Origin of the sequence: Achromobacter sp. Marseille-Q0513 (assembly GCF_018195695.1) — a bacterium.
GTDB lineage: Bacteria > Pseudomonadota > Gammaproteobacteria > Burkholderiales > Burkholderiaceae_B > Achromobacter.
This window is the reverse complement of sequence record NZ_JAGTJY010000001.1, coordinates 1-26,641: the sequence shown is the minus strand read 5'-3', so window position 1 is coordinate 26,641 and position 26,641 is coordinate 1. Positions and strand designations below refer to the sequence as shown.

Genomic DNA, 26,641 nt, shown 5'->3' with positions numbered 1-26,641 from the left:
CGAGGCCCAGCGTACCCATGATAGATCCCGTCACCCTGAGCGCCCTGAGCGCCGCGCTCGACGCCGCCAGCCTGCGGCATCGGGCGGGCGCGGCCAATATCGCCAATGCGCATACCGCGGGCTACGTCCCGCAGCGGGTCGAGTTCGAAAGCTTGATGCCGGGCGCGCAGGCCGCGCTGGCGCGTGGTGGCAGGCTGGCGGCGCACGATCTCGCGCCGCCCAGGCTGGTCAGCGCGTCGCCGCGCAGCGCCGCTCCATATGGCGCCAACGCCGTGGCCATCGATCAGGAAGTGGCCGGCGTTGCTCGCAATGCGCTGCACTACCAGGCGCTGGTGAAGGCGCTGAGCGGCCAGCTCGCGCTGGTGGAAACGGCCTTGAACGACGGACGGCGCTGATCATGGATTATCAAAGAGCATTCGCCATCAGCGCCGCCGGCATGAGCGCGGAAAAGCTGCGCGTCGACGTGGCGGCCCTGAACCTGGCCAACGCCAATTCGCCGCTGTCGCCGCAAGGCGCCGGGTATCAGCCGCTGCGGGTGATGTCCACCACGCGCGCCGCCCATGGCGTGCGCAGCTTCGGCGACCTGGTCGAGCAGGGCATGGCCGTCAACCAGGGCTTGAGCGTCGCGCCCTATCGGGCGCCTGCCCGGCGCGTGCATGAGCCGGGTCATCCGCAGGCGGACCGGGATGGCTATGTCTCCTATCCGGGCGTGGACACGTTGACCGAGATGATGATCATGATGGTGGCGAGTCGCGCCTACGAGGCCGATGTGGCCGCGTTCAACGCCGCCAAGACCATGGCGTTGAAGGCGCTGGAGATCGGAGGGCGGACATGATCGCGCAAGCTGCCCAGGCGCTGCAGGCCGCCGCCGCGCAAGCGCCCGTCGCGCCGGCCATCGCGCCGCGCGACGCGTCCTTCGACGCCATGGTCGGCGCGGGATTGCGCAACGTCAACCGGGCGCTGCTGCGCACGGAGGAAGACGCGCAGCGGCTCGCGGTGGGCGAGGTGCAGGATCTGCACCACGTGATGATCCGGCTGGAAGAGGCCAAGGCTTCCTTCCAGCTTTTCTTGCAAGTACGCAACCGGCTGCTGGACGCATATCAGGAAGTCATGCGCATGCAGATCTGAACGGGATTGATCGGAAATGTTCATTACGGAGTTTTGGGCTCGCCTGGACCGGCGCAGCCGCTATCCCCTGGTCCTGGGGGCCTTGGTGATCGTCGTCGCTGTCGCGGTGGCGGGCTACCTGCTGACGCGCGGCAGCTATCAGGTCCTGTTCTCTGGCGTCAAGCCGCAGGACGCCTCGACCATGCTGGCGGAACTGGACAAGCAGAAGATCCCGTATCGCCTGGACGCGGACGGCTCGACCATCCTGGTGCCGCAGGAGCTTGTCCACAAGACCCGCCTGCGCCTGTTGGGCCAGGATCTGCCGCTGCACGGCACGGTGGGATTCGAGCTGTTCAACAACGCCGATTTCGGCATGACCGAGTTTGCCCAGCGGATCAACTACCAGCGCGCCCTGCAAGGCGAGATCACTCGCACCATCCTGTCACTGTCCAACGTCGAATCGGCGCGGGTGCTGATCGCCTTGCCCGAGCAAGGCCTGTTCCGTCGCGGCGCGGGCGTGCCGACGGCCTCGATCGCGGTGACGCTGCGCGACGGACGCAACCTGACGCCGGAGCAGGTGCTGGGCATGCAGCGGCTGGTGTCGGCGTCCATCCCGGACATCGAGTCGCGCAACGTCACCATCGTCAACCAACATGGCGTGGCCCTGACCGCCTCGGCGGATGGCGACGACGCCGCGGCCTCGGCTGACACGCGGCTGGCGCTCAAGCGGTCCACCGAGGAATACCTGACGCGCAAGATCGCCGGCATGCTGGACCAGACTTTCGGACCCGGCGCCGTGGTCGCCAGCGTGGACGTGCTGCTCAACATGGACCGGATACGCATCACCACGGAAGACGTGCTGCCCTATTCACAGGCAGGCAAGGGCCAGCCCACCGGCGTGGTCGTGCGCGAGCGTCGCTCCAACCGTGAAGGAGAGCCGGGCGCCGGCGTGAACAACGGCCGCCGCGCCGGCGGCGGCGCCGACAGCGAGATCGACTATCAGGCGGGCAGGAAGGTCGAGGAGATCGTATCCACGCCGGGTGTCATCATGAAGATGGGCGTCACCGCCGTGGTGCGCAGTCCGATGGATGGCGTTGCGCTGGACCGCCTGCGCACGCTGGTCGGCAATGCCGCCGGCGCCCAGGTGGAGCGAGGCGACACCGTCATTGTGTACAGCACGGAGCAGGTGGCCGCGCGCAGCGGCGTGGTGGCGCAGGACGCGGGTATGACCGTGGCGCAGGCCGCGCCGCTGGCTGCCCCCCGCACCGAGTTCGAATGGACGCCCCGCCTGGCCATTGCCCTGCTGTTGGCGATCGGCGGCGTGTTGGTCGCGCTGGCCTTGCTGGCCAGCCGGCGGCGGCCGCAGTCCGCGCGGCTGTCGGCCGAGCAGCGCGATGCGCTGTTGCAGCAGTTGCGTGGCTGGCTGGAGCCGGCGCGTCAGCCGGCCGACGCGGAGAAGTCCTGATGGACGGCTTGCGTCTGAGCGCATTGGCCCTGCACGCCGTCGCGGATCGTGACCGCGCCTGGCTGCTGTCGCGCCTGCCCGATGCGCAGCGTGGGCCGCTTGCCGAGCTGTTGACCGAGCTGCGGCGCACCGGCATTCCCGCGGATCCCGGCTTGATCACGCAATTGGTGCGCGAGCGCGAGGCCATGAATGATGGCGCGCAGGGCGGCCAGCCCTCCACGAGCCTGTTGCAGGCAGGGGCGGAAGACGTCTGGGCGCAGTTGCGCGGCGAGCCCGACGCGGTGGCCGCCCGTATCCTCCGGCGAAATCGCTGGCCGTGGCTCGGTGGCGTGATGGCGCTGTGCGGGCCGGGCCGGGCCAGGAACATCGAGGCGTTGATCCGCACCCTGGATCCCGCCCCGGCGCTGGAACTGGCGCTGGTGCAAGAGCTGGAGGCGCGCCTGCAGGCGCGGCAGGCGTCTTCCGGTCGTCGGCAGACCGTCAAGTGGCAGTTCTTCCGGCGCGGCGGGAGCGCGCCATGAAAACGGCGCCCATTCTGCGTCAAGCGCCGATCGCGCCGGCTTCCCGCTTGGTCGGCTCGACGCGAGCCGTGCCGCGCCCGGCGGCGTCCATGCAGGAAGCGGCGCCGTCGCGCCCGGATGAAACGCGGGCGGATGAGACGCCCGCCAGCCCGGCGTCCGTGGCGGCCCTGAGCGAAGCCGAGATCGAGCAGCGCAGCCTGGCCTTGGCGCAGCGCATGGTGCAGGCGGAAGCGGAGCAAGCCCGCAAGGCGGCGTGGGAAGAAGGCTTGCGGGCCGGCCGGGAAGAAGGCCTGGCCCAGGCCCGGGCGCAGGCCGAGGAGGGGCGGCAGGCGCAGCAGGCCCGGTTCCAGGACGTCATGGATGCCCTGCTTGAGACCTTGCGATGCGAGCAGGAAGCGACCCTGGACGCGGCGCTGGAGCTGGCGCTCGCGGCGCTGGTCCGCATTCTGGGAGTGCGTCCGGATGCTGAGCGGGTGATGGCCTTGGTGCGCCAGGCCAGCAGCCAGCTCAGGCATCCGGGGCAGGTGCGCGTGAAACTGGCGCCGGCGGATCTGACGCTGCTGAAAGAGGCGGGCATAGACCCGGCCGCGCTGGCGCCGCAGGCCGCCGAGGTCATGTGGGTGGCCGATGCCACGATCCAGGGCGGCTGCGTCTTGCAGACGGAGGCCGGCAACCTGGACGCGCGCTTGCAACGGCAAGTCGCGGCGCTGGGCGAAGCCCTGTCGCAGGCGTATCGCGCGCACGAGGCGACGCCATGACGGCCCAGGCCCTGTCCGCCTGCCTGCGGGCGATCGAGACGGCCGCGCTGTATGCGCGCGACGGCGCGGTGCGCCAGGTGTCCGGGCTGGCGGTGACCTGCTCGGGTCCGGACGCCAGCCTGGGTGAACTATGCCGCATCTCGCCGCAGGCGGGCGGCGCAGGCATCCTGGCCGAGGTCGTCGGCGTGCGGCCCGACGGCGTGGTGCTGATGCCTTATGGCCGCCTGGACGGCGTGGCGGCCGGCAGCCGGGTGACCACGGCCGGCGTCTCCGATCGCGTGCCGGTCGGTTCGGCCTTGCTGGGGCGCGTGGTGAATGCGTTTGGCGCGGCGCTGGACGACGGGCCGCCCATCGCGGCGCAGGCCATGGTTCCGCTGAAACCCGCTCCGGTCAATCCGCTGCGGCGCAAGCCGATCGATACGCCGCTGGAAACAGGGGTGCGGGCGATCGACGCCCTGCTGCCGTTGGGGCAGGGGCAGCGCGTCGGCATTTTCGCGGGCAGCGGCGTGGGCAAGAGCACCTTGCTGGGCATGTTGGCGCGAGGCGTGCGCGCGGATGTGAACGTCATCGCGCTGATCGGCGAGCGAGGTCGCGAGGTGCGTGACTTCATCGAACGCCAGCTCGGTCCGGACGCGCTGGCGCGTTCCGTGGTGGTCGTCGCCACGTCGGACGAACCCGCCCTGATGCGGGCCCGGGCGACCTATGCCGCGCTCGCGATCTCCGAATATTTTCGGGACCAGGGCCGCGATGTGTTCCTGACGATGGATTCCGTCACGCGCTATGCCATGGCGCGGCGCGAGATCGGGCTGGCGGCGGGCGAGCCGCCGACGGCGCGGGGCTACACGCCCACCGTGTTCTCCGAGATTCCGGAGCTGTGCGAGCGCTGCGGCCGGGTGGAAGCCGGCGGATCCATCAGCGCGGTGTTCACCGTGCTGGTCGAGGGGGACGATTTCAACGAACCCATCGCCGACAGCCTGAGGGCCACGCTGGACGGCCATATCGTGCTGAGCCGGGACCTGGCGCATCGCGGCCACTATCCGGCCATCGACGTGCTGCGCAGCGCCAGCCGCCTGGTGACCGAACTGACCACGCGTCAGGAGCGGGAGCTGATGCGGCAGGCATCCGCGAGCCTGGCCTTGCTGGAAAGAAACCGCCAGATGGTCGATATCGGCGCCTATCAGTCGGGCGCCAATCCCGCCCTGGACGCGGCGTTGGCGATGGCGCCGAGGTTGGACTCGTGGCTGCGTCAGGATGCCGACGCGCCGGAGCCCAGGGCGCAGGCATACACGGCGCTGGCGGCCATTCTCGGCCGGCAGGAGGAGGAGGGGGTATGACCGCGACTTCGCGTTTCCGCTATCCGCTGGCCGCACTGGAATCGCTGTACGGCCATCGCCTGGAGCAGGCGCGCCTGGATCTGGCGCGGGCACAAGACAGGCTGGACGAACAGGCCGCGATACGAGACCGGCTGCGCCTCGCGCTGGGCCAGGGCCATGCGGATTGGGCGGCCGCGAACGCTGGCGCGGCGGGTTTCGATCCGGCCCGGCATATCGCCGTGCGCGAAGCGCTCGCGGCCATGCGGGGGCGATGGGAGCAGGCTCGTACCCAGGCCGACGCGCTGCGCGCGGAGGTCGAACGCTGTCGCGACGACCTGTTGCAGGCGCACCGGCGCACCGAGATCGTGGATCGGCACAAGACGCAGGCGCGGCGCGAATTCGATCTTGACGCGGCGCGCGCGGACCAGCGCCAGGCCGACGCGGCCTGGCCCACAGGGAGAAATCGTTCATGACCGTTCCCGAGTACGCGTCCGCTGGCGCGCAGAGTCCGGTGTCGGCACGGGGCGACCGAGGGTTGCCTGCGTCGCAGGAGGGATGGCGCCAGGCCATGGAACAGGCCCAGGCGCGCGACTGGCTGGGCGGACGCAATCTGACGCCGGGTGGCGAACGGCAAGGGAGCGCGGATCCATGCGCCGCGCGGCCGTCGGTCGCCCCTGCGGAACTGGCGCGGCCCGCCGACACGGCCGGGCAGGCAGGGGCGTGGCGCGACACGCCCGCCGCGTTGCGGCAGGGGATCGAATCCGCGGCGCCGGCGAGGATCGCCGGCGGCCGCGGCGATATCGAGGTTCGGCCGGCATACGCGGGCGGGCCCGGCATTGACGCAACGCCGGTATCCGCGCGGCCGAGGGCCGTGTCGCCGATTTCGGCGGAGCCCGCCGCGGCCGCCGGATGGGCGGGCGCCGCGCAGGCGCGCCGGCCGCGCAAGCAGTCCGTTCACGCGCAGCACGACGAGCAGGGCGTTTCGGTATGGATCCGCGACGCCGCGATGAACAGCCTTCAAGCCCGGCATCTCGCCATGGCCATCGCCGAAGGCATGCAGGGCGGGGCGCGCGATCTGGCGTCGCTCTATCTCAACGGCCGTCCGCTGCTGGGCGGCCCGGACTCTCCTTCAACCGCTACGCCGGAGTAACGCTTCATGGCCATCGATTCGACCGCCGCGGCTTCCGCCTCGACCCAGCTGGGCATGCAGGACCTGCTCAAGGTGCTGCTGGCCCAGCTCACCAACCAGAACCCGCTCAAACCCATGGAGAACCAGGATTTCATCGGGCAGATCGCCCAGTTCTCATCGCTGGAGCAGAGCCGCCAGACCTACGCCAAGCTGGACCAGCTGGTCACGCTCCAGTCCACGTTGCAGTCCGTGGGCCTGATCGGCAAGACGGTGGACGCCCAGTCGCCCACGGGCAGCATCACCGGCACCGTGACGGCGCTCAGCCTGGCATCGGGCACGCCGACGCTCAGCATCCGGACATCCAGCGGCTCTGTCGTCAATGACGTGAGCCTCGGTTCGGTATCGGCCATACGCTGAAGGAGCGCGCCATGCTGGATAGCATCTGGTTGAGTCTTTCAGGCATGAACGGATTCTCCAAGGGACTGAAGACCATCAGCAACAACGTGGCGAACATGAACACGCCCGGCTTCAAGAAATCGCAAGTCCTGTTTGAAGAGCAGTTCAACGCCTACGCGCCCTACAGCAAGGGCTGGAGCGGCCCCGACGCGGGCGGCGGCGCCGGCGTGGACACGTACGCGACGCGCATGGATTTCAGTCCGGGCGAAGCCCGGCAGACCGGCAGCGGCCTGGACATGGCGCTGGACGGCGCCGGCTACTTCATGCTGCGCATGCCCGATGGCGAAGTGCGCTACACGCGCGCCGCCCAGTTCGACTTCGGCGATGATGGCGTGCTGCGCAACAAGAGCGACCGCGCGACGGTCCTGGGCACGGGTCGCAATGGCGAGGGGCCGCTGGGCGAGATCTCCACGGCGGGACTGACCACGTCCCCAGCCAATTCCACATCGCGCATCCGCTTCAACGGCTACCTGTCGTCGACCGGCACGGATCATCAGCTCAACGCCGTCAAGGTCTACGACCGCAGCGGCGCGGAGCATCTGCTGAAGGTGTCTTTCGTCAATACGGGCGCAACCAGGCCGGGCACCTGGAAAGTGACGGTCGAAGACGGGCCGAACAAGCTGGGGGAAGGGACCCTGGCCTTCAAGGACGGCCGGATCGATCCGGCCGCGTCCAGGATCTCCATCATCTACAGCCTGCCTGCGCTGGACGCGCAGCCGATCGAGCTGGATTTCAGCGAGGGCGTGACGGCGTTCGCGTCCGGGACCACGTCCACGCTGACGGTCTCGAACCAGGACGGCTACGCGGCAGGCACGGCCACCGGCATCACCTTCGACGGTTCCGGAGTGCTGTCCGTCAGCTATTCAAATGGCCAATCCCGGCAGGGCAGCCGCATCGCGCTCGCGCGTTTCGGTTCGGATGACGCCTTGTCTCCGATGGGCGCCAGCCAGTTCGTGCTCAGGGACGAGGCCGCGCGCATGCTGGGCAACCCGCGCCTGCCCGGATTCGGACGCCTGCTGACGGGGCGCGTCGAAGGTTCCAACGTGGACCTGTCGCAGGAATTCAGCGATCTGGTGGTGATGCAGCGCGGCTATCAGGCTTCGTCGCAGGCCGTATCCACGGCCAACGATCTGATCCAGTCCCTGTTCGATCTGAAGGGGCGGCGCTGATGACGGCCTGGAGCATCGGATGGTGGACCGGCCAGGAGAGCGGACGCGTGGCCGACGCGTTGCGGGAATCGCTGCGGGACTGGTGCGGGCAATGGGGGGCCGACTTCGCGGCCCTGCGCGTCGAACCTGAAGCCTTCGACACGCGTCCCTCGACGGATCCGGTCTGGCTGGTGCTGTCCGATGGCGCGGACCAGGGCGGCGCATGGATGGGGCATTCCGACGTCGCGGCCCGCGCGCTGGGCGCGGCGTTGTGCGGCGAGGCCGAGGGCGATGTCGTCGCGCGTTCCGGCGGGGCGATGCTGGCCGGCGCTGGCCGGCGCGCGGCATTGGCGCTGGCCGAGGCGCTGCGCCAGGCGCATGCGTGGCATGCCATCGAGGCCACGCCTTGCGCGTTGCCCGGCGGCGTTGCGCGAGGCGGCTTGATGCTGTCCGTCCGGCTGGGCCTGGCCAGGTTGCCGCTGGCGTTGAGCGCCGGGGCGGCGCAACGGCTGGCCGGGCGCGGTCGGCGGGAAGGCGGACCGCTGGCGCCGTTGCAGCAGGCCATCGGCCGGCGTGCCGTCAGGCTGAACGTGACGCTGCGGCCGGTTCGGCTGGAGATCGGTGGCCTGTGTTCGCTGTCCATCGGCGACGTGGTTGCCCTGGACCATGGATTGGAGGAGCCCGCGATGCTGCGGGCGCAGGACGCCACGGCGGTCGCCGAGGTGCATCTGGCAAAGATTGGGCCCCACAAGGCCATCCGGCTGGACCGCGCGGCGCCATGAGCGTCGTCTGGTCCGATTATTAAAAGAAGTGCCTAGGAGTACGGACTTGACTCATCCCCATACGGACATTGCCGGCGCAATGGCCCAAGCGGTCGATTTTCCCGAAGGCGCGGATATCCAGGCGGAGCAAACCGCGCTGGCTATCCGCAATCTCAACCCGATCCACAGCGTGAAGGCGACGCTGTCGGTGCGTGTCGGCGAGGTCGAGCTGACCGTCGGCGACCTGATCAATGCCAAGAGCGCGCAGGTCTTCGCGCTGGACCGACGGGTCGACCAGCCGGTGGACCTGTTGCTGGAGGGCAGCGTGGTCGCGCGCGGAGAGCTGGTCGCAGTGGGCGATCATTTCGGCATCCGCGTGACCGAATTGCCGCTGGACCTGCGTTCGCTCGCATGAACGCCGATACGCCCCTGGCCTGGGGGCAGGATCGGGCCGCGAGCACCGCGTTGCAGTCCTGGTCGTGGGCGCTGGCCGTTGTGCTGGCCCTGCTCGCCTGCGCCGCGGTTTTCTGGTGGCGCCGGCGCCCGGGGCCGCAAGGCGGACGCCGGCGGACGGATGCGCCGGTGAGACGCCTGGGTGGCGCCCGGCTCAGCCAGCGCGTGGCGCTGGAGGTCGTCGAGTTCGGCGGCCAGCGCATCCTGCTGTCTGTCAGCGAGTCCGGAGCCCGCGAGATCGCGCGCGCGCCGGCCGATGCCGGCGCGCCGGGGAGCGGGCAATGAGGCGCGCCGCGCTCGGCCCGGTCCTGGCGACGCTGGGCCTGCTGGCATGGCTGGCGCCGTGGCAGGCGGTGGCGGCGGGCGCAGCTGGCGCCTCGTTGGGCATGGGCGAACTGGCGGGCGCCGACGCGCCCGCGACGGCCAGCGCCTTGCGCATCGCCCTCGGCCTGACCGCGCTCAGCCTGTTGCCGGCCCTGCTGGTGTGCACGACGGCGTTCCTGCGCATCATCATCGTGCTGTCCATGTTGAGGCACGGATTCGGCATGCAGGAAACGCCGCCCAACGCCGCGCTGCTGGGCCTGGCCCTGTTCCTGACGCTGTTCGTGATGTCGCCGGTCATGAATGAACTGAACCGGGATGCGCTGCAGCCGTTCATGCAAGGCAGCATCTCCGTCGAAGAGGCCTACGAGCGCGGCGCCCGGCCCTTGCGGGCGTTCATGGCCAGGCATACGCGCGAGGAAGACCTGGCGCTGATGCTGGAACTGTCGGGCGCGCCCAAACCGGCCACGCTCGAGGAGGTCGGCAACGTCCAGCTGATCCCCGCGTTCATGCTGTCGGAGCTGCGCGTCGCGTTCCAGATCGGCTTTGTCATTTTCCTGCCGTTCCTGCTGATCGACCTGATCGTATCGAGCGTGCTGATGGGCCTGGGCATGATGATGATGCCGCCCGTCACGGTCTCGCTGCCGATCAAGATCCTGCTGTTCGTGCTGATAGACGGCTGGGGACTGGTCCTGCGCTCCACCATCGGTTCCTTCCATTGAGGCCGGCCATGATGATCGCAGCTGTGCAAGAGCCGGAATGGCCCGTGCTTCCCGAAGAGGACATGCTCTGGTTCTCCTACCGGGAGCAACCGACACAGGCGTTGCGGGACCGCCTGGTGTCGCGTTATCTGCCCTATGCGCGCGCGATCGCGGCGCGCATGTACTCGCGGCGTGGCGGTCAGGATTTCGAGTTCGACGACTATATGCAGTACGCCTCGCTCGGCCTGATGGAGTGCGTCGACCGCTATCAGCCTGGCCTGGGCGCATCGTTCAAGACCTATGCCACCACCCGCATGACCGGGTCCATTCTCAATGGCCTGGAGAAGCTCACCGAGCGCCAGCAGCAGCTGTCCATCCAGCGGCGCATGACCGCTACCGGCGAGCGCGTCGCCTCGCTGGCCGAGGATGACGCGCCCGATGGCGCCGAGGAGTCGACCGAGGCGCTGTTCCGAAGGCTGGCGGCCGCTGGCGTGGGCGTGGCGCTGGGCGTGCTGCTGGAAGGGTCCGGCCTGATCGAATGGGAAAGCGCCGAGGCCGCGCGCGGCCTGGGCGCCTATGAGCAGGTGGAGCTCAGGCAGCTGCGCGACCGCGTGTTGGCGCTGGTCGCCGCGCTGCCCGAGCGGGAACGTCATATCGTGCGTTCGCACTACATGCAGGACGTGCCGTTCCAGGATATCGCGGCGGAGATGGGCCTGACCAAGGGCCGCATTTCCCAGCTGCACAAGCGCGCCCTGGACATGCTGAGACAGGAACTCGGCAAGCTCAGGCAGTCCGCCGCCGACTTCTGAAGCCGAGATTGGCGCTACGCTCTTCCAAGAATGAATCCCGCAGCAAAGGAGCCCTGAACATGTCGACCTCTTCCGAACGCCTGGACCGCTATGACGCCTACCTGCGCCAGGATCCCGCCAACGCGCCGCTCGCGATGCAGGCGTTCGAGCTGGCGCTGGAGCTGGGCTATCTGGAGCGGGCCCAGGCTTATCTGGACCAGGCCAGGGCCGTGGATGGAGACGCGGCCTATCTGTCGCACCGACAGGCGGCGCTGCTGGCGGCCCAGGGCCGCTGGCCCGAGGCGCTGGCCGCGCAGCGGGCGCTGTGCCAGCGGTTTCCGGACGACGCGGATTTGCAGGCCACCCTGGCCACGCTGTTGCATTGCGCCGGGGAGCACGACGCGGCCGAGGCGGTCTGGTCCGAGTTGCTGGCGGGCGGCCGTCTGCCGCCGCATGCCTGGGCCTATCGGCTGCGCACCCTGCATTTCCAGCGGCGCCTGACCGAAGGGCTGGCGTGGGCCAGCGCGCAACCGCTGGAAGGCCAGCCGGAAGCGGCGGGCGTGCTGAGCCTGATGGCCGTGGACGCGGGCGACTTCGCGGCCGCGCGGCGCTGGGTGACGGTTGCGCTGGCGGGCGCGCCGGGCTGCGGCGAGGCCCTGGCGGCGCGCGGCGCGCCGGCGCTGGCGGCCCAGGATCCCGTGAGCGCGCTGGCCGACCTGAACGCTGTGTTGCAGCGCCGGCCGGCCGAAGGGCGCGTGTGGTCGTCGGCGGGTATCGCCCGGCTCCTGCTGCGACAGCCGCAGGCAGCCATCGATGCCTTTCAGCGCGCCACGGCGCTCATGCCCGCGCACATCGGCAGCTGGCACGGATTGGGCTGGGCGCAGTTGTTGCAGGGAGACCTGGCCGCTGCATCGGCCGCATTCGAGAGCGCGCTGGCGCTGGACCGCAACTTCGGCGAAAGCCATGGCGGCGTCGCCATCACGCATGCGCTGGCGGGGCGGGCGGAACAGGCCGATCATCACATCGAGCTGGCACTGCGGCTGGACCCGGCCTCCCTGTCGGCCCGTTATGCGCAGGCCGCGCGCAGCGGCGCGCTGCAGCATCCCGAAGCGTTCCAGCGCCTGGCCGAGCGCGCGCTGCGCGGCGCGCAAGCCCCGGACGGCCGTTCGCTGCTGGACTGGGTGTCGAACTAGACGCGCCGCGCGGCCGGCTCAGCCCGGCTGGGCTTCCCGGGGCATCGCGAGCAGCAGGCGCGCCGCTTTCTGGCTGGCGGCCAGCAGATCCGGTTGCGCCTGCATCCGCTGCTGGACGATGTCCACCAGCTGATGGAACTTCGGATCGTTGATCAGCCCCGCGCCCAGTTCGGACAGCAGGGCCGCCTCCAGGAAATAGCGGAAAGCCTTGCGCTCGCGGTCGGGGTCGTCGCGGTCCAGTGCCGATACCCGCGTCAGCAAGGCCGTGAAGACCGGCGGCTCCGCCGTCTTGGTGGGTTTGGCCGCGTTGGACGCCTTGCCGGTCATTCCTGTCTTGCCTGTCCGGCCGCCCGCGAGCGTGCGCTGCTGGATGAGCTGGGCCAGGCGCCCAATGCCGTCGATCATGAGGGGCCTACAGGTTCTGCTTGTAGGAAGCCAGCACGAATTGGGCGGCGGCTTCGTTCTGCGGGGCCGCGGAATCGGCCGCGGCGTCGCCGCGTTGCGTCCGGATATGCGCGGCCACCATGCCCATGTCCTGGTTCAAGGGTACGTTCTCGTCATTGTGCGAAATGCCCTGTTCGATGAGGAACAGGGCATCGTCGAAGCCGTCCATGGCCAGCGCGGCGAAGGCGCGCTTGAAGCACACCAGGTAGTGCGATTCCCCCAGCGTTTCGAGCGGCGCCCAGGTCTGGAACGCGGTCTGTGGCCGCGCGCTGGTGAATTGCAGCAGGCCCAGCTGGAACCTGGCGGTATTCAATTCCGGATCGAGAGCCAGGGCGCGAATAAACGCCGCCTCCGCGGCATCGACCTCGCCCGCGTGCATGTGCTGGGCCGCCAGCAGGGCATGCACCGTGCCGGATCCGGGATGATCGGTACAGGCTTGTCTCAGGATGCGCAGCGCAGCCTCGCTGTCGCCGTCTTCCAGCGCCTGGACGTAGTGGTCGAGATAGAGCGGGCGGTCTGTGGGTGTGGTCATGTCGAAAGGACGGCGGAACCGGGAATCTGACGGCGGGCCGCGTGGACAACGGCATGGCGTGAACCTGTTTTCCCACAACCGGGAGACGAAGCGGGGAGCTCAGCCCGGCGGGTCTTGCGCGCTTCGATCGGCAGGCCATGGCGGTCGCCAGCTTCTGCCGCGCGAGGATCATGCACCAAGGGTACCACCGCGCTTCTCGGGTTCGGAGGACAGAGCAAGCGCGTCATCGCGTTCAAACAGCGACCTTCGCGGCGACGCCTGCGGAAGATTGCGGCGCGACGGCGAAAGTCTGGCTCATGGGTGCTCCGGAATCGGGTACGGCTCGGCCATCGGCACGCCGTGAGGATTGGACCCGTCAAGTGGGGCCTATTCGAACTTGTCCTAATGGGGAAGGTTCGGTTTAGGGCGGCTATTCCTGGCATCCGGATCTGCTACCCGTTTGACCCGCGGCAAGCCGCTGCCGCTAAACCGGCGAGGTCCCGGAGGGAGAAGTTGAGCACGGATAGTACGCCCTCGATATTTCGGGGCGGTGCGCAAAAACACTCTGAGGGTTGCCTGAACATGGTCGCGATCGTAAGTGGAAACACGCTGGGGCTTAATCTGAGTTCGCTGGCGACGCTGGGCGATAGGGGCGTATTCGGCGATGCCGCCCTGGGCAGAAGTTCGGAGCAGGTGTACGTCAACATCGCGACGGGCAATCTGGTGTTTCGCAACGTGGACGACCAGTTGGCCGGACATGGATCGATATACGGTTCCGTGCGCACCTACAACAGCCAGGGCAAGCTGGGTCATGAGGACGCCTGGGCGGTGGGGGCCGCGCTCAAGCGATTGCGTATCAACGGTCCGATCAACAATCCCTCGGGGTCGATCACGCGCATCGACGAGGATGGTTCGGAGCAGGGATTCGGCTACGGCTACAGTCAGCTTCCCTCGGGATATCTGTCATTCACCGGTACGGGGGCGTATGACACGATCCAATACGACGCGCAAAAGAACCAATATGTATGGAAGGACGGCGCGACAGGCCTGATCGAGCGCTACGAGGGCAGCGGCTCGTTGCGCTTGCTGAGTTCGACGGACACGAGCGGCAACACGCGCAGCTACGCCTATGGCGCCAACGGCAAGCTTTCCAGCGTGACCGATGCGAGCGGCGGCATCACGTTCTACGACTACGCCGGGCTGAATCTCACGCAGGTGCGCACCGCCACCGTGGAAAACGGCGTGCAGGTGATTCAGACGCGGGTGCGCTATGGCTACGACAGCCTGGGCCGTCTGTCGGCGGTGTCGGTGGACCTGACGCCTCAGGACAACTCCATTGCCGACGGCAAGGTGTTCCAGACCTTCTATACCTACGACGGCGACAGCGACCGCCTGGCCTCGGTATCGCAGACGGACGGCACCCAGTTGTCGTTCCTGTACGTCAAGGATGGCAATACCTACAAGGTCTCGCATGTGACCGACGCGCTGGGGCGAGTGACCCGGTATCAGTACAACGGCACGCGTACGTCGGTGATCGATCCGCTGGGCAATCTCACCGCCTATGAAAGCGATGGAAACGGCAATCTGAAGTCGGTGACGACGCCGGCGGTTGACGGCGTCAGTCAGACCACCCTGTATACGATATCCGGCAATGGCAGGACGACGCGTATCGTCCATCCAGGCGGCTATACCGTCAATATGGGCTACGACGCCAGCGGGAATCAAGTCAGCTGGCAGGACTCAGTCGGCAATGTCATGTCGCGAGTTTTCGACAGCAATAACCGGCTCCTGATCGAGAACGCGTACACGATTCCGATGACCCAGGCGGGTGGCGCGGCGCGGGGGGAATTGATCACGCGCAACGTCTATGATGCCGCGGGCCGGCTGCGGTTCCAGCTCAATCCCGCCGGAAACGTCACCGAGCACCGCTACAACGCTTATGGCGAGCGGGTTGCGACATTGACCTATGCCGGCAGCCCTTATCCGCTGCGCACGCTGGCGGCCACGGACGTGCCGACGGAAGCCGTGATGCAGGCCTGGGCCGCCGCGGCGGACATGAGCCAGGTATCGCGGGTGGATTCGGTGTACGACTACCGGGGCCAGCTGCAGCAGACCATCGCCTATCAGGCCGTCAGCGCCAGCGGCGACGGCATACTTGACGGCACGCAAGTCCTGACGCGCTATGTCTACGACCAGTCGGGGCGGCTGCTGACTACTGTGTCGCCCAATGGCGGCGCGACCAGCTATGTCTATGACGGGCTGGGACGGGTGTTGTCGGTGCAGGACGCGCAGGGCAATACCGCGCTGACGCAGTACGACGACGCGGGCAACCGCGTCACGCTGACGCAGGCCAATGGCCTGAGCGTGGTGTCGGTCTATGACAAGGCCGGCCAGAAGATCAGCCAGTTCAACCAGGGGCCGGCCGGGCTGAGCCTAGGGGAGACGCGCTACGCCTATGATGCGGCGGGCCGGTTGGTGATGACCACGGACCCGTCGGGCGGACGGCAGTTCATCCTGTACGACGCGGCGGGCCGAAAGTCCGGCGAGGTGGATGCCGGCGGCGCCTTGACCGAGTACGTCTACAACTCGGCGGGCCTGCTTTGGCAGACACGGGTCTATTCCAGCAAGCCAAACCTGTCCTATCTGGTGGACGCCCAAGGCAAGCCGTTGACGCCCAAGGTGGGGAACGTGGCCCCCAGCGGCACAATCGCCACGGTCTGGAATCTCTACGATGCGTCGAACAAGCTGGCCAAGCGGATCGACGCGACCAATGCCATCACCGAGTTTCGCTACGACGGCCTGGGCAGGCTGGTCGAGGAAATCGGTTACGCGCAGCGCATGACGACCTGGAATGTCGCCAAGCCCGTACGGCCTCAGGATGCGACGGTGGCGATTTCGAACGCCGACCGTCACTCGTATACCTTCTATACCGATGACGGCAAGGTGCGAGGCCGTCTGGACGCCGAAGGCGCGCTCACCGAGTACGTGTACGACGCCGCCGGGCGCGAGGTGCGGAAGATCGCCTATTCCAACCGCGTGACGGGCATCCTTTCCAACCCGAGCTTCGCCTCTGTCAAGCCGGCGGAGTCATTTTGGGACATCGTCGAATACAAGTTCTACAACGGCCTGGGCCGCCTGACCGGCACGCTGGACGGCGAAGGCTATCTGACCGAATTCGTCTACGACGCGAGCGGCAACCTGACGACCAAGGTGCGCTATGCCACGTCGCTGACCGGCGCCAATACCGGCTCGACCATGCCGGTGAAGTACTCGCCCGATATTGCCAAGATGCGGCCGGCGACCAGCGCGCAGGACCAGGTCTGGACCTATGCCTATACGCGGCTGGACAAGGTCTCGTCAGAGCGCAATGCCGAAGGCGCGCTCACGCTGTACGTCTATGACGAGATGGGCCGCATGACGTCGATGGTCCGTGCCGCCGGAACCTCGACCTCGCGCGGCGTGTTGTCGCGCTACGACCTGCAAGGCCGCTTGATCGGCGAGCTGTCCGGAGAAGGCGCAGCCAGGATAGACGGCAACCAGACGCAGGCGCAGATCGATGATATCTGGCGGACCTATGGCACCTCGTACACCTATGACGCGGTGGGACGGCGCACCTCGATGGTGGACGGCGCGGGTCAGCGCACGCTGTACTACTTCGACGCCAACGGCCGGGTCACGCACACCATCAATGCTCTGGGCTATGTGCAGGAGAACGTATACGACAACCTGGGCCAGCTGGTCGAGACGGTGCGCTACGGCGCGCCCATCAATACGCAGGGCCTGAACGGCGGCCCGATCAACGATGCGCTCAAGCTCGCACTGGCCGCCGCCAGCAATGCCAATGTGGACATTCGCGCGACCTATACGTACACCATCGATGGGCGCGTGCAGAGTGAAACCGACGGCGCGGGCGGCCTGATACAGCGCAGCTATGACGCTTTCGGCAACGAGATCCAGCGCATTACCCGGATTGATGGCACGAAGAATCGCACGGATACGCGGGAGTACGACCGGTTGGGCCGGTTGACCTTACTGAAGGAGGACGCGGGCGCATATGGCCGCAAGACCACGAGCCTCTATGACGTATTCGGCCGAGTGATCGAGTCGCGCGACGGCGGAGGCAACTCAACCAAGTTCGAATACGACAAACGTGGCCGGCAGGTGTTGTCTTACGGCGTGGGGCGCTGGGAGAAGACCGCCTACGACGCCTTCGACAATGTGCTCTGGCGCATCGACGAGCTGGGCCGACGCACCACCTACGCCTACGACGCACAGAACCGCAGCGTGACCATGACGACGCCGGACGGCGTCTCGGTGACGACCATCCACAACGCCTTCGGGCAGACGGTGGAGCTGCGCGACGGCAATGGCAACGTGACGCGTCATGCGTACAACGCGGACGGCAGCCTGGTGCGCACCGAGGACGGCGGCGTGACGGTCGCCAACCGCTACGACAAGCTGCAGCGTCTGATCGAGACCGTGGACGCGCGCGGGGTCAAGACCAGCTATACCTATGATGCCCTGGGCCGGCGCCTGAGCCGCCTGGTGGATCCGGACGGACAGAAGCTGCTAACGGAGTATCGCTACGACGCGTTCGGCCGCCAGTACCAGACGATAGAGCCGGGCGGCCGCCAGACCCTGGTGACGTTCGACAAGGCCGGCCGCGTGCTGTCCTCCACCGAGGACGCGACGGGCCTGAAGCTGACCACCCGCTACAGCTACAACGAGGCCGGCCAGCAGCTGACGGTCACGGCGGCCAATGGCGTGGTGACCCGATACAGCTATGACAGTCTGGGCCGGCGCGATAGCGAGACGCTGGATCCGGCTGGACTGGCGCTGGTCACGCGCTATGTGTACGACCTGAACGATCGTGTCGAAGCCAGGGTGGCCGCGGACGGCACGCGCACCTATCAGACCTACGACGACAGAGGCCGGCCGACGATGACGGTCAACGGGGCGGGCTATGTGGTCCAGACCCGCTATGACGCCGCCGGCCAGGTGATCGGGACGGTGGCCTACGCCACGCCCGTGGATCTGAAGGGGGCGCTCACCGTCAGCGATTTCGAGCTGCGCGGCCTGCTCAAGCCAAACTCCGCCGACGTCTCGGAATACCGCTACTACACCGCTGGCGGCCGCCTGGCGATGACGGTCAGCGGCACGGGCGACGTGGTCAGCTATGCCTATGACGGCAACGGCAACGTGACCGAGCGCATCGCCTACGCCACCCGCCTGCCCGCCGCCAGCATAGGCGCCGCGCAGATGCCGGCGCCGCCGCAGCCCAACCCCGTCTACGACCAGCGCCAGCGCACGGTCTACGACGCGCTGGACCGCGCGGTCTTCCAGGTGGATGCCCTGGGTGGCGTGGTGCGGCAGCGCTACGACGGCAACGGCAACGTGATCGAGCGCGTTGCCTACGCGGCCCGCATTCCGGCCGGCACGGCGATGACGGAGGCGGCGATCACCGCCGCGCTGGCGCCGCTGGCCGATCCTGCGCGCGACCAGCTCGCCGTCAACGTCCATGACGCCGCGGGCCGGCTCATTTATGTCATGGACGGCACCGGCGCCGTTACCAGGAACACCTATGACGCGTCCGGCAACCTGCTGACGCAGATCCGCTACGCCACGCGCCTGGCGCCGGGCAGCAATCCGGCCAGCGTGCCGGCGGCGGCGGGCGACATCACGGTCTCGCGCGTGTACGACAGCGCCAACCGGCTGGTTGCCGCCGTGGACGGCAACGGCAACACCACGCGCTACGTGCTGGATGCGGCGGGTCGGATCATCCTGCAGGTCAATCCCGACGGCGCGGTGAGCGAGAGCCGCTATGACGCCGCCGGCCGCCTGACGGCGTCCATCGGTTACGCCACGCGGGTGGCGACGGCGGGGCTGGGATCGCCGGCCAGCGAGGCGCAAGTGCGGGCGCTGTTGTCGCCGCAGCCGTCGGACTTGGCCGAGTACCGTTACTACGGCGCCGACTCGCGGCTGGCGATGACGGTGGACGCGCTGGGCTCGGTCGTGACCTACAAGTACGACGCCGCCGGCAATCTGAGCGAACGCATCGCCTATGCCAACCGCCTGGCGGCCGCCAGCGTGGGCGCGGCCAAGATGCCGGCCGCGCCGGCGGTGGATATCGCCTATGACCAGCGCCAGCGCGCGGTCTACGACGCGTTTGGACATGCCATCCTGCAGGTGGACGGCACCGGCGCCGTGGTGCGCCAGCGCTACGACGCCAATGGCAAGGTGGTGGAACGGATTGCCTACGCCGCGCGGGTGCCGGCCAACGTGGCGCTGACGGCGGCGGCCATCGACGCGGCGCTGGCGGGCGTGGCCGATGCCGCGCGCGATCAGCGCAGCTTGAACGCCTACGACGGCATCGGCCGGCTGACTCACGTCATGAACGGCCTGGGCGCGGTGACCGAGAACATCTATGACGCCGCCGGCAACCTGCTGCGGCAGATCCAGTACGCCACGCCCGTGGCGGCCGGCGGCGATCCGCGCTCGGTGCAGGGCAGCCTGAAAGACCGGGCCACCGACTGGGTCTACGACGGCGCGCATCGCCAGATCGCCTCCGTGGATCCCACGGGCGCGGTCACGAGCAAGGTGCTGGACGCCAATGGCAACGCCGTGCAGGTGATCCGCTACGCGACCCGCCTGGGCGCCACGGTGCCGCGCGAGGGCGGCGCCATCCTGGCGGCCCTGGTGTCCAATGCCCAGGACCGGGTCACCACCACCGCCTTCGACGCGGCCAACCGGGCCGTGCTGGTGGTCGATGCCCTGATGGGCGTGGTGCGCAATACCTATGACGCCGTTGGCAATCTGCTGGAAACCTACCAGTACGCCAGGCCGATGCCGGGCGACGCGCTGGGCGGCGCCGCGCCGGGCCAGTTGAGCCTGGCGGCGCTGACCGCGCGCCTGCCGGGCGTGGACTCGCAGGACCGCAGCAGCCGCAGCGTCTTCGGCGCGGCGGGCCTGCCCGTATACAAGATCGACGCGGCGGGCTTTGTCACGCAGCTGAGCTACGACACGCGCGGCAACGTGGTGAGCAGCCGCCGCTACGCCAACGGCGTGCTGCTGGGCGGCACGCCCTCGGCCGCCGGCGTGGCCGCCGCCTTGTCAGCCGACAACGCGCGCGACCGGGTCGACAGCTATGTGTTCGACGCGGCCGGCCGTCTCCTGGGCGTCACCGATACGCTGGGCAAGTCCGAGTCGTATACCTATGACGGGGTGGGCAACAAGATCCGCTTCGTCAACAAGGCGGGCGAACCCTGGTCCTATGAGTACGACGCGGCCGGCCGCCTGCTGGTCGAGCGCACGCCGCAGATCGGTTCGCTGGAGACGGGCTGGACCGCCGATGGCAACATGACCGTCGGCGCCCATCGCTCCGTCTCGCTGGTGACCCGCAATGTCTATGACGCCCTGGGCAATCTGTTGTCGCGCACCGAGGCGGACGGCCAGCCCGAGGCCCGCACCACGCGCTATGTCTACGATGCGGCGGGCCGCCAGGTGCGGACCATCTTCGCGCCGGTCAGCCTGTACGACGCTGCGGCCGACAACTTGCTGGCCAATGGCGCCAGCGGTGTCGCCGCGCGCAAGGAAACCGCGCCCATCTCGCTGACATCGGACGTCCTGTTCGACGCGTTCGGCAATGCGGTGGCGGGCCGGGACGTGGCGGGATCGATCAGCTACAAGGTCTATGACAAGACCGGCGCGCTGAAGTACGAGGTCGATGCCGAAGGCTATGTCACCGAGTACGACCGCAACGCCATGGGCGATGTCACGCTGCGCCTGCGCTACGCGGTCAAGACGGGATTGACGGCCAATGGCTACACCGGCATCACGGCGGAAGCCGTGGCCGCCGCCGTCAACGCGGCCGGCCTGGATCATGGCGGCGATCGCGGCGAAGTGACCGCCTACGACAAGCTGGGCCGCGCGGTGGAGGTGAGCCAGTCGCAGATCTACGCCTACGATTCGTCGGCCGCGGCCGGGGCGCAGTACTTCACCAGCAACAAGCTGGTGCGCACCGAATACGATGCTTTCGGTCAGGCGGTGGCGATCCGCGAACTGGTCAATCCCGTCTCGCAGGTCTGGGCGAACACGACCCAGCACTACGATCGTGTCGGCAACATGGTCGCGCGGGTCGATGCCCTGGGTTATGTGACGGTCTCGTCCTATGACGGAATGGGCAACAAGACCTCGGTGCGCGATTACGCCACGGCCACCAACGTCTGGAACGCGCAAGGCTACGCGCTGCCGGTGGCGAACGCCAACGACCGCCTGGTGACCTATGCCTTCGACGCCCTGGGCAGGAAGCTGTCCGAGACCCGCGTCAACGTGGAGTACAGCAGCCAGTCCAACGGTACCTCGCAGCGCGGCGACCTGAAGACGACCTATGGCTACGACGTGCTGGGCAACCAGACGCGCGTGACGGACGCCAAGGGCGGCACGTCCTACACCTATTACGACGCCCTGGGCCGGGTGAAGGCGGTGACCGAGGCGGCGCGCCTGAACGCGTCCGGCGCCTCGTACGCACCGTTGACCGTGTTCTACCGCGACGCGGTCGGCAACATCATCCGCACCATCCAGTACGCCAACGGCACGCCGCAAGCGTCCGAGGCGGGATACACCGAAACATCCAGCGGCGACAATCGCTACACCTTTGCCGCCTACGACAGCCGCGGCAACAAGATCCAGACTATAGACGCCAATGGCGCGCGCACCAACTACTCGTACAACGCCGCCGGCCAGCTGGCCAAGCAATGGCGTGGCGTCACGGGCAACGACGGCAGCGTCAAGACCTGGTTCCAGGCCTTCCAGTACGACAAGCTGGGGCATCAGACGCGGGTGATCGATCCGGCGTCGACGGCCGTGCTCAAGAGCGGGGTCCAGACCAGTTGGTCGTCGGCGACCAAGGAATTCCGCCATTGGGAAAAGTATGTCGTCAGCGGCACCAATACCATCAATCTGAACTGGTCCTCGCTGATCGATGCCAGCGGCGGCCTGGTGCGGGTGCAGGTGTACTACACCACCCTCAACACGCAGTACAGCGAGACGGTCGCCAATGAAGGCGGCGAGACCGGAGAGGGCGGCGTGTCCACCGGCGGCACCACCATCACTTATGGCTCCCCCGGCGTGGCGACCAGCCGCACCGTCGATTTCGGCGCGGCGTCGGCCGCATCTGGCGTGTCGATCAGCTGGAGCGAGCGCAGGGTGGCCGTGGGCGGCATTGCCCAGCTGAGCTACATCCGCGTGTGGCAGCAGGACGCGGCCGGCAACTGGGTCAGCAAGTGGGAAGGCAGCAACGCCCAGGCCAACGGTTCCGGCATCGTCGACGTGTCGCAGCAGGAAGCCGGCTGGTCGGATACCGTCACCGAGTACAACGCCTTTGGCGAGATGGTGCGCCGTGGCGTCAACGGCGGCCGCCAGGAGTATTTCCAGTACGACAACGCCGGCAATCTGGTGCGGACCAACGCCAAGGACGGCAAGGACCAGGTCACGCTCTACAACCTGCAGGGCAAGGCCACCGCCAGCATGACCAGCGCGGGCGCCGGCGGGGGCAACGTCAACCTCGCGGCCATCGGCTCCATCCAGCAGGCGTCCGCCATGGGCAACCTGCGGCGCGAGGATACGGTCTACGACCTGCTAGGCAACGCGCTCAAGACCATGGCGCCCGCGCGCACGGTGTACGAGGGCGGGGTCACGGTCAACCGGGACTATACCTACGCCACCATCGCCTCCTCCGCCACGCTCTATTACATTCCCAAGCCCGGCGGCGGTGAGAATGGCGGCGAGGGCGGCGAAGGCGGCACGGATCCCAACGATCCCGGCACGCCCGCCTGGCGCGGCACCAACACCGTGCAGCTCGGCTGGACCAGCCTGGCCGGCCTGGGCGACGGCGACGTGCGCGTCGTCATGACCTACCAGAGCGCCGGCGGCACGCGCCGGACCCTCACGCAGAACTACCTGGCCGGCGCGGCGCAGACCGGCGTGACGTTCAGCTGGGACGGCGCCGCCATGAACACCACCGACGGCGGCGTCACCCGGGTGGTCGCCATGACGGTCTACAAGAAGGACACCAGCGGTACCTGGCAGACCGTCATCAACCAGCAGGGCACCTTCGGCAATACCGGCAACTTCATCGACATCGCCGCGCCGGTCGATCCGGGCGTCAAGGTCAGGCTGGAAATCCGCGTGCCCAACGGCGGCTGGAGCGAAGTGGGGCTGGTGAACTACGGCAACACCTTGCGCTATGACGCGGAAGGGCTGGCCGTGGGCAACTACGAGTATCGGGTATCGCAGATCGCCCGCGATGGCATGACCAAGGTCACGGGTTCCGGCACGCTGGCCCTGGCGGCGCCCAGCCTGTCCTCGATCAGCAGCGCCATGGGTTTCGGTGCCGTCGGCCACGACGTGTTCAGCTGGCCCTCGTTCGGCGCGGGCGTGGATGCGCAGTTCCGCTACCGCTCGCCGGGCGGCGCCTGGGTCCAGCTGCCGGTATCCGCGCGCAGCTCGGGTCATGATGGCGTGGACTGGGTCGGCATGGGCGCCGGCCAGTTCGAGTATGAATTGCTGCTGATCGACCGCAGTTCAGGCGCGGCCTACGCGCATGCCACGGGCTTCATCAACAAGGAGGCCGCGGTGCCGCCGCGTTGGGTGCCGCCGGTCGGCATTCCGCCGATCGCGGAGGGCCTGACGCTGGACACGGGCAGCACCGGCATTTCCTGGACCACGACCGATCGCAGCAACCTGAGCGGCACGGCGGTGCTCAGGTACCGGTTGCAAGGCACGCAGGCCTGGTCGACCGTGGGCTTGAACCAAAGCCCGACCAGCACGCCGTTCGGTCCGGTCGGCACGCCCGGAACCGGGGAAGGCGGCGAGGGCGGCGGCGAGGGCGGTTCGACGACCGTCATGACCTATTGGGTCCGCCTGGGCACGCTGCCCGCTGGCAACTACGAGTTCGACCTGCTGTTCACGCCCACCGGCGCGTCCGAGCCCAGCAAGCACCGCATCGGCGTGATCTCGCAAGGCGCCACCACGCCGGGCTATTACTACACCCGCAGCTATACGGTGTCCGTGCCCTATCAGGTCTGGGTGCCGCCGACCGGCAACGGTGGCGAGGGCGGCGAGGGCGGCGAAGGCGGCACGCCCGGCTATTGGAAGACCGAATATCGCCAGGAGACCCGCTACGAGCAGGTCTGGGTGAACGCCGTCACGCCGCGTCCCGGCATGTCGCACACCACCGCCACCTATGTGGCGGGCTACACCATCCCGGGCCGTCCGACCAGCTATTCCCTGAGCAGCACCACGGGCAGCTATCCGCAGCCCATCAGCACCAACGTTTCCGGCATTCTGGGCGTGGTGGCGTCGTGGGGCACGTCCGGCCCGAACGGCGGCGCCATCACCAGCCGCCCCACGGTGGAGCGGACCTACGACCGCTGGGGCAACGTGCTGACGGTGTCCGATCCGCGCTCGCCCTACTGGATCACCCGCTACACCTACAACGCGGCCAACCAGATCACCTCGGAAATCCGACCCAGCGCCGATGGCGCTGCGGGCGCCGGACCGGCCACCTACCTGTACTACGACGCGCAGGGCAACAACGTCGCCACGCGCGACGGCAACGGCAACCTGACCGGCATGGAGTACGACGCCGGCGGCAAGCGCATCGTCGAGCGGCACGCCGACGGCGGCGTCTACCGCTACGGCTACAACGGTTTCGGCGACAAGATCAGCTGGACCGATGCGCTGGGCAACGTCACGTCCTACACCTATGACTGGCTGGGACGCCTGACGCTGACGTCGCACGCCGCGCTGACGCGCTACAGCGTGCAGGACATCATGAACCTGGTCGCCACCGGCCAGAAGACCGTCATCGAGAGCGTGCGCTACGACGAGCTGGGCAACAAGCTCAGTTCCACCAACGGCGCGGGCGACACGGTCTACTTCCGCTACGACCTGCGCGGCAACGTCACCGGCGTGCGCAAACCGGGCATGTCCACCGAGCTGCGCACCGCCTACGACGCACGCGGCAACAAGACCTTCGAGGCCGACGCCAACGGCAACGCCTCGACCTGGGCCTACGACTACTTCGGCAAGCTGGTCGGCCATACCGACATCGGCGGCGCCAAGTACTACTACGCCTATGACAATGCCCGCCAGCTGCTGCAGCAGACCAATACGCGCGGCCAGAACCTGAACTACACCTACGACGCCGCAGGCCAGGTCACGCGCATCTACGATGCGGCGCTGGGCAAGATCACGGACTTCTCGTACGACCATGCCGGCAACAAGGTGCGCGAGCGCACCGAGCAGGGCGGCCGGGTCTACCAGAACAACATCATGGCCTACGACGCGCTGGGCCGCCTGCGCGAAGTGTCCGACGGCTACCTGCGCCAGAACATCGACTACGACGCCAACGGCAACCGCAAGCGCGTCCAGACCCAGTACACCGACGCGTCCGACACCTGGCGCAACCGCGACTACTGGTACGGCTACGACGCCATGAACCGCCAGACCACGGTGGAGGCCGTCAACGCCAACCTGGACCTGAGCGCGGGCCAGGGCCACCGGCTGACCTACGACGCCAACGGCAACCGCCTGAGCGACACGTACTGGGACAAGGTCGTCTACGGCGACGGCAGCACCGCGGCCGGCTTCACCACCGAGACCTATACCTACGACATCCTGAACCGGCTGGTCACGCAGCGGCGCGACGGCAACCTGCTGGACTACCGCTACTACGACGGCGCCGACCGCGTGGTCTGGAGCGGCATCGACGGCTCGCTGGGCAAGGCGTTCTTCGATCGTTCGGGCCTGGCCAACGAGCAGCGCCGCAACATGTACGACGGCGCCGGCCGGCTGTACAACACGCGCTTCGTCAAGATGACCAACGCGGGTCTGTCGAGCAGCCACAACGTGACCTACAGCGGCTACGACCAGGCGGGCAACGTGACGCAGTACCGCATGGACATGTACGAGGGCACGGCGTACACGAACATCTACAACTACACGCACGCGCGCTACGAAGGCTACCGCGAGGCCACGCTGTCGGGCACCAGCACGGAGCTGGATCCGGGCCAGACCACGTACCAGTACGACGTCAACGGCAACCTGGTGGGCGTGGTCGACACCAAGGACGGTAGCAAGAACCAGACGCTGGTGAACGACACCAGCGGCAAGATCCTGCAACGCGTGCAGGACGGCAAGACCACGCGTTCCTTGATCGTCAACGGCGAGCTGCTGGGCACGACAGGCCCGACGGTGGGCGCGGACGACTTCTCGCCGTCCTTCCGTCCCATCGACGGCGGCAACCCGCAGGCCAGCCCGGGCTCGTACCGGATCCAGCCGGGCGACACGCTGCAGACCATCGCACAGCAAGCCTATGGCGACAGCCGCCTGTGGTTCCTGGTGGCCGAGGCCAATGGTCTTGCCAGCGACCGCGACCTGAGGGTTGGGGCGACGGTGACGATCCCGAACCGGGTGTCGGGCAACCATAACGACTACAAGACCTTCAAGCCGTATGACCCGGGCAAGCTGATCGGTGATACGCAGCCGACGATGCCGGTGCCGGAGGCGGAT

Annotated in this window: 20 protein-coding genes; 18 read left to right on the top strand and 2 right to left on the bottom strand. The window is 68.0% G+C overall.

Features of this window, described 5'->3' with window-relative positions:
- Window positions 1-17 precede the first annotated feature (17 nt).
- The 17 genes from KDH83_RS00100 to KDH83_RS00020 are packed head-to-tail and all read left to right on the top strand — an operon-like array spanning window position 18 to window position 12,114.
- Complete coding sequence (locus tag KDH83_RS00100) at window positions 18-395, top strand: flagellar basal body protein (RefSeq protein ID WP_212312006.1); 378 nt, start codon at window positions 18-20, stop codon at window positions 393-395.
- Window positions 396-397: 2 nt separating this feature from the next.
- The gene (gene flgC / locus KDH83_RS00095) at window positions 398-835 is read left to right on the top strand and encodes a flagellar basal body rod protein FlgC (protein ID WP_212312004.1); all 438 of its coding nucleotides are present in this window, start codon (window positions 398-400) and stop codon (window positions 833-835) included.
- Window positions 832-1,128 carry a flagellar hook-basal body complex protein FliE gene (fliE, locus tag KDH83_RS00090; RefSeq protein WP_212312003.1) on the top strand — a complete coding sequence of 99 codons (297 nt, stop codon included), beginning with the start codon at window positions 832-834 and terminating at the stop codon, window positions 1,126-1,128. The genes flgC and fliE overlap by 4 nt, the downstream gene beginning before the upstream one ends.
- Before the next feature lie 16 nt (window positions 1,129-1,144).
- The gene (gene fliF, locus KDH83_RS00085; RefSeq protein WP_212312002.1) at window positions 1,145-2,572 is read left to right on the top strand and encodes a flagellar basal-body MS-ring/collar protein FliF; all 1,428 of its coding nucleotides are present in this window, start codon (window positions 1,145-1,147) and stop codon (window positions 2,570-2,572) included.
- Complete coding sequence (locus tag KDH83_RS00080; protein WP_212312001.1) at window positions 2,572-3,093, top strand: hypothetical protein; 522 nt, start codon at window positions 2,572-2,574, stop codon at window positions 3,091-3,093. Before fliF ends, KDH83_RS00080 begins: the two co-directional genes overlap by 1 nt.
- A complete protein-coding gene (locus tag KDH83_RS00075) occupies window positions 3,090-3,851 on the top strand; it encodes a FliH/SctL family protein (RefSeq protein WP_212312000.1) in 762 nt (253 codons plus the stop codon). The genes KDH83_RS00080 and KDH83_RS00075 overlap by 4 nt, the downstream gene beginning before the upstream one ends.
- Window positions 3,848-5,185 (top strand): FliI/YscN family ATPase, encoded by a 1,338-nt coding sequence (locus KDH83_RS00070; protein WP_212311999.1) that lies wholly within the window; start codon window positions 3,848-3,850, stop codon window positions 5,183-5,185. The genes KDH83_RS00075 and KDH83_RS00070 overlap by 4 nt, the downstream gene beginning before the upstream one ends.
- Window positions 5,182-5,637 carry a flagellar FliJ family protein gene (locus tag KDH83_RS00065; protein ID WP_212311998.1) on the top strand — a complete coding sequence of 152 codons (456 nt, stop codon included), beginning with the start codon at window positions 5,182-5,184 and terminating at the stop codon, window positions 5,635-5,637. The genes KDH83_RS00070 and KDH83_RS00065 overlap by 4 nt, the downstream gene beginning before the upstream one ends.
- The gene (locus KDH83_RS00060; RefSeq protein ID WP_212311997.1) at window positions 5,634-6,314 is read left to right on the top strand and encodes a hypothetical protein; all 681 of its coding nucleotides are present in this window, start codon (window positions 5,634-5,636) and stop codon (window positions 6,312-6,314) included. The genes KDH83_RS00065 and KDH83_RS00060 overlap by 4 nt, the downstream gene beginning before the upstream one ends.
- A gap of 6 nt (window positions 6,315-6,320) precedes the next feature.
- Window positions 6,321-6,710, top strand: a complete 390-nt coding sequence (locus tag KDH83_RS00055; protein ID WP_212311995.1) for a flagellar hook capping FlgD N-terminal domain-containing protein — start codon at window positions 6,321-6,323, stop codon at window positions 6,708-6,710.
- Window positions 6,711-6,721: 11 nt separating this feature from the next.
- Window positions 6,722-7,918 (top strand): flagellar hook-basal body complex protein, encoded by a 1,197-nt coding sequence (locus KDH83_RS00050; RefSeq protein ID WP_212311993.1) that lies wholly within the window; start codon window positions 6,722-6,724, stop codon window positions 7,916-7,918.
- The gene (locus KDH83_RS00045; protein ID WP_212311991.1) at window positions 7,918-8,679 is read left to right on the top strand and encodes a FliM/FliN family flagellar motor C-terminal domain-containing protein; all 762 of its coding nucleotides are present in this window, start codon (window positions 7,918-7,920) and stop codon (window positions 8,677-8,679) included. Before KDH83_RS00050 ends, KDH83_RS00045 begins: the two co-directional genes overlap by 1 nt.
- Before the next feature lie 46 nt (window positions 8,680-8,725).
- Entirely contained in the window at window positions 8,726-9,073 is a 348-nt protein-coding gene (locus KDH83_RS00040) for a FliM/FliN family flagellar motor switch protein (protein ID WP_249204708.1), read from the top strand.
- Window positions 9,070-9,396, top strand: coding sequence for a flagellar biosynthetic protein FliO (locus KDH83_RS00035; protein ID WP_212311989.1), 327 nt, complete (start codon window positions 9,070-9,072; stop codon window positions 9,394-9,396). Before KDH83_RS00040 ends, KDH83_RS00035 begins: the two co-directional genes overlap by 4 nt.
- Complete coding sequence (fliP, locus tag KDH83_RS00030; protein WP_212311988.1) at window positions 9,393-10,154, top strand: flagellar type III secretion system pore protein FliP; 762 nt, start codon at window positions 9,393-9,395, stop codon at window positions 10,152-10,154. The genes KDH83_RS00035 and fliP overlap by 4 nt, the downstream gene beginning before the upstream one ends.
- 8 nt (window positions 10,155-10,162) lie before the next feature.
- Window positions 10,163-10,942, top strand: coding sequence for a sigma-70 family RNA polymerase sigma factor (locus KDH83_RS00025; RefSeq protein ID WP_212311987.1), 780 nt, complete (start codon window positions 10,163-10,165; stop codon window positions 10,940-10,942).
- Window positions 10,943-11,001: 59 nt separating this feature from the next.
- A complete protein-coding gene (locus KDH83_RS00020; protein WP_212311986.1) occupies window positions 11,002-12,114 on the top strand; it encodes a hypothetical protein in 1,113 nt (370 codons plus the stop codon).
- Between the two features lie 18 nt (window positions 12,115-12,132).
- Here KDH83_RS00020 and KDH83_RS00015 read toward each other — a convergent pair whose 3' ends face one another.
- Complete coding sequence (locus tag KDH83_RS00015; RefSeq protein WP_212311985.1) at window positions 12,133-12,519, bottom strand: hypothetical protein; 387 nt, start codon at window positions 12,517-12,519, stop codon at window positions 12,133-12,135.
- 7 nt (window positions 12,520-12,526) lie between these two features.
- Window positions 12,527-13,090, bottom strand: coding sequence for a tetratricopeptide repeat protein (locus KDH83_RS00010; protein WP_212311984.1), 564 nt, complete (start codon window positions 13,088-13,090; stop codon window positions 12,527-12,529).
- Between the two features lie 561 nt (window positions 13,091-13,651).
- Here KDH83_RS00010 and KDH83_RS00005 point away from each other — a divergent pair.
- The coding region (locus tag KDH83_RS00005; RefSeq protein ID WP_212311983.1) for a LysM peptidoglycan-binding domain-containing protein at window positions 13,652-26,641 on the top strand (12,990 nt) is incomplete at its 3' end.